This is a genomic window from Winogradskyella sp. (genome assembly GCF_016744625.1).
GTDB lineage: Bacteria > Bacteroidota > Bacteroidia > Flavobacteriales > Flavobacteriaceae > Winogradskyella.
In genome coordinates this window covers 1-3,597 of record NZ_JADGDZ010000029.1, presented here as the reverse complement: position 1 = coordinate 3,597, position 3,597 = coordinate 1, and the positions used below count along the sequence as shown (strand labels likewise).

Below are 3,597 nucleotides of genomic sequence, written 5' to 3'. Positions count from 1 at the left end.
AAAGTATGACTTTTGTCATGGTGAATGCTGAGTTAAGCTTTTGTAAAGTGTAATACTGTTCTAAATTTATACCCTTTAAAAATTTAAAATGCCCCTTAAATACAGAAAAAAAGATAAGTTAAAAAGTAAAAAGCTCATTGAACAATTGTTTAATGAAGGAAAAGCAGTTACTGCTTATCCTTTACGACTCATTTATCTTAAAACGGAATTTGAAGATGATAGCATCTTAAAAACTAGCGTTTCGGTAAGTAAACGACTCCACAAAACCGCAGTGGCAAGAAACAAGATAAAACGCTTGTTAAGGGAATCTTATCGATTAAACAAACCCTTATACTTTAACAATAGTTCTAGGTCTTATGCGTTTATGATTTTGTACCTTAGTAAAGATGGAACAACTTTTGATAAACTAAATAATAGCATGAAATTATTGTTTCAAAAATTCACAGACAAAACTTCTGAATAATGAAAAAACTTCTACATAAAAAACTAATCATTCCTGCTTTAGCATTAGTTGTTTTTTTTAGCACCACAGCTTTTAAAAATGACTTTTTTGAAATTGCAAAGCAGATAGAAATATTTACAACGCTTTTTAAAGAACTCAACATGAATTATGTTGATGATACAAATCCTGGAGATTTAATGGATACTGCCATTAAAAGTATGTTAGACGATTTAGATCCTTATACACGGTTTTACAATGAACAAGATGTGGAAGCCTCTAGAATAAACAATGCTGGTGATTATACTGGTATTGGAGCTAAGGTTTTAACCTTAAAAGATAAATTGGTAATCGTAGAGCCTTATAAAAATTATGCTGCAGATAAAGCCGGTTTAAAGGCTGGAGACGAAATTATTAAAGTTGATAAAGTAACCGTTGCAGATTTTAAAGATGATGCCGCTAATTTATTACAAGGAGCTGCTGGTACAGAAGTTAATGTTACATACAAACGGCAGGGAAAAACCAATACGGTTAAAATTATAAGAGAGTCTTTAGAAATTAAAGCGGTACCACACTACTCTATGGTTGATGAAAAAACAGGCTATGTAGTGCTAAGAAAGTTTAATAATAAAGCATCTTCTGAAACCATTAGTGCTATTAGAGCCTTAAAAAATCAAGGTGCAACACAATTAATTTTAGATCTTAGAGGTAATCCTGGTGGTTTACTAAATGAAGCGGTTAACGTCACTAATATTTTTGTACCTCAAAACCAATTGGTGGTAACAACAAAATCGAAGGTTAAAAAATATAACAAGACGTATTACACCAAACGTGATGCTATAGATACTGAAATACCATTAGTGGTTTTAGTAGATGGTAGTAGTGCTTCTGCAAGTGAAATTGTTTCTGGTGCCTTACAAGATATGGATAGAGCTGTTGTGGTTGGTACACGAAGTTTTGGTAAAGGTTTAGTACAACGGCCAAAACCTCTAACTTATGGTACACAAATGAAGATTACGATTTCTAGATATTACACACCTTCTGGACGTTGTATCCAAGCATTAGATTATTGGAATCGTGATGAAAATGGAAAAGCAACGCGTACCAAAAAAGAGAATTACAATGCGTTTAAAACTAAAAATGGTCGTAATGTGTTTGATGGTGGTGGAGTACAACCAGATATTGAGGTTGAGTTTTCTAAGCAAACACCTATTACAAAAGCAATACTAAATGAAAACCTAGTTTTCAACTTTGCAACAAATTATCATTACGATAATACCATAGAAGACTTAACGAGTTTTCAACTTTCGGATTCAGACTTTAAAAATTTTAAAAACTATATAAAAGCAACTGGTTTTAATTTCGAAACTAATACAGAAAAAGCTTTAAATGAAGCTATTACAATAGCAAAAGAAGAAGAGCTTGATGGAGTAATAAATTCTGAATACAAGGATTTAACTTCAGCTTTACAAGCCTATAAGTCTAACGCAATTGATGGTAATAAAACACAATTAAAATCTCTAATTACAGACGAAATTATTAAGAGTTATTTCTATAGTGAAGGATTGTATACATATTATACTGCTAATAATTCAGAAATTAAGAAAGCGCTGAGTATTCTTAATAATCCTTCGCAATATGCTAGTATTTTGAGATAAAAATTAAAATTCTTTATATTTAACATTACAGATACGTTAATAGCTGTAAGAAAATTAAAAAAAATGAAATCCCTACTTATTCTAATATGCTGCTGTTTTCAGCTTGCTTTTTCTCAGCAAGAATTGACACATGAGGTGTATTTTGAAACTGACAAGTACGATATTCCTGAAACGGAACATAGTAGGTTACTGCTCTTTTTGTCTGAAATCGAAAATATAAATATTGAAAAAATTTCGATATATGGCTTTTGTGACGATAGAGGAAGTGACACCTATAACTTAGTGCTTTCTCAACAACGTGCAGATGCTATTAAAACGGTCTTTTCTAATAACGAAATTGATGAATCTGTAATTACTAATGTAGATGGTAAAGGAGAAATTTTAGTGAACATTGTTCACGAAGAAAATCTTAGTAAAATACGTGGTCTCAATCGTAAAGTAGAAATTATAGTAGAACCAGTTTTTCCACCAAAGCCAAAGGAAGTAAAATCAGAAAAAGAAAATCTTGAGGACATCTTAAAAGGAGAGCTTAAAGAAGGAGATAAAATTCTATTAGAAAATTTACTGTTTAGAACAGGTTATAGTTATTTGGTAAAAGATTCTAAACCTGTATTAGATAAGATTGCTAATATTTTGGCAGAACGAACAGATATTTACTTTACAATAGAAGGCCATGTTTGCTGTACTCAAGGCAATAGAGATGCTGTAGATCGTAAAACTAAAAAACGAAATTTATCACTTGCACGTGCAAAGTATATCTATGATTATCTCGCTAAAAAAGGAGTAAAAAGATACCGAATGAAATACGTTGGTATGCGAAGAAAAGCACCTTTAGGTGGCGAACCAGAACTAGATAGACGTGTAGAAATTTTGGTAACACGTATTATTAAACCTAAAAATTAAAAATTATTTAGTGTAAACCATATTAATATGTGGAATACCATCTTCAAGGTACTCCTCTCCTACTCCTGTAAAGTCTAAATTATTATAAAACCGTTTTAAATGAGTTTGTGCAGAAATTCTAATCTCTGTCGAATTATAATGGATTTTAATAGCCTTAATTGACGCATTCATAATATCATAACCATATTTGTGTTGCCTTTCATTTTCTTGCACCACTACTCTACCTATACTGGTTTCTTTAAAATAATCGCCTGGTTTAAAAACACGTGTATAAGCGACAACTTTTCCATTTTTAAAACCTAATATATGTAGTGCTTTTTGGTCCTTTCCGTCAATATCTTGGTAAACACAATCTTGTTCAACTACAAAAACTTCACTTCTTAGTTGAAGTAAGTCGTATAACTCTTGTATTGAAAGTTCTTTAAAGGTTTTTATAATTACATCAATCATAGCTTTGTTTTTATCATTCTAAAATTGTTTTAGAATTTAATCTTGAACAATCATATTATTCTCTTTACAGCGACCAAATTCTGGCTGAATATTAATATGATTAATTTTATATTTATGATATAACAGTTCTTCAATATTAATTAAGAT

Annotated in this window: 4 protein-coding genes; 3 read left to right on the top strand and 1 reads right to left on the bottom strand. The window is 30.7% G+C overall.

The window, feature by feature from the left end; all coding sequences use genetic code 11:
- Nucleotides 1–88 precede the first annotated feature (88 nt).
- The 3 genes from QZZ53_RS08080 (at nucleotide 89) to QZZ53_RS08070 (ending at nucleotide 3,000) form a co-directional block, all read left to right on the top strand.
- Nucleotides 89–463: a ribonuclease P protein component gene (locus tag QZZ53_RS08080; protein ID WP_296383410.1), complete on the top strand. Its 375-nt coding sequence runs from the start codon at nucleotides 89–91 to the stop codon at nucleotides 461–463.
- Nucleotides 463–2,097 carry a S41 family peptidase gene (locus QZZ53_RS08075; protein ID WP_296383408.1) on the top strand — a complete coding sequence of 545 codons (1,635 nt, stop codon included), beginning with the start codon at nucleotides 463–465 and terminating at the stop codon, nucleotides 2,095–2,097. Before QZZ53_RS08080 ends, QZZ53_RS08075 begins: the two co-directional genes overlap by 1 nt.
- Before the next feature lie 63 nt (nucleotides 2,098–2,160).
- Complete coding sequence (locus QZZ53_RS08070; RefSeq protein ID WP_296383406.1) at nucleotides 2,161–3,000, top strand: OmpA family protein; 840 nt, start codon at nucleotides 2,161–2,163, stop codon at nucleotides 2,998–3,000.
- Nucleotides 3,001–3,003: 3 nt separating this feature from the next.
- Here QZZ53_RS08070 and QZZ53_RS08065 read toward each other — a convergent pair whose 3' ends face one another.
- A complete protein-coding gene (locus tag QZZ53_RS08065; RefSeq protein ID WP_296383404.1) occupies nucleotides 3,004–3,450 on the bottom strand; it encodes a GNAT family N-acetyltransferase in 447 nt (148 codons plus the stop codon).
- Nucleotides 3,451–3,597: the final 147 nt, after the last annotated feature.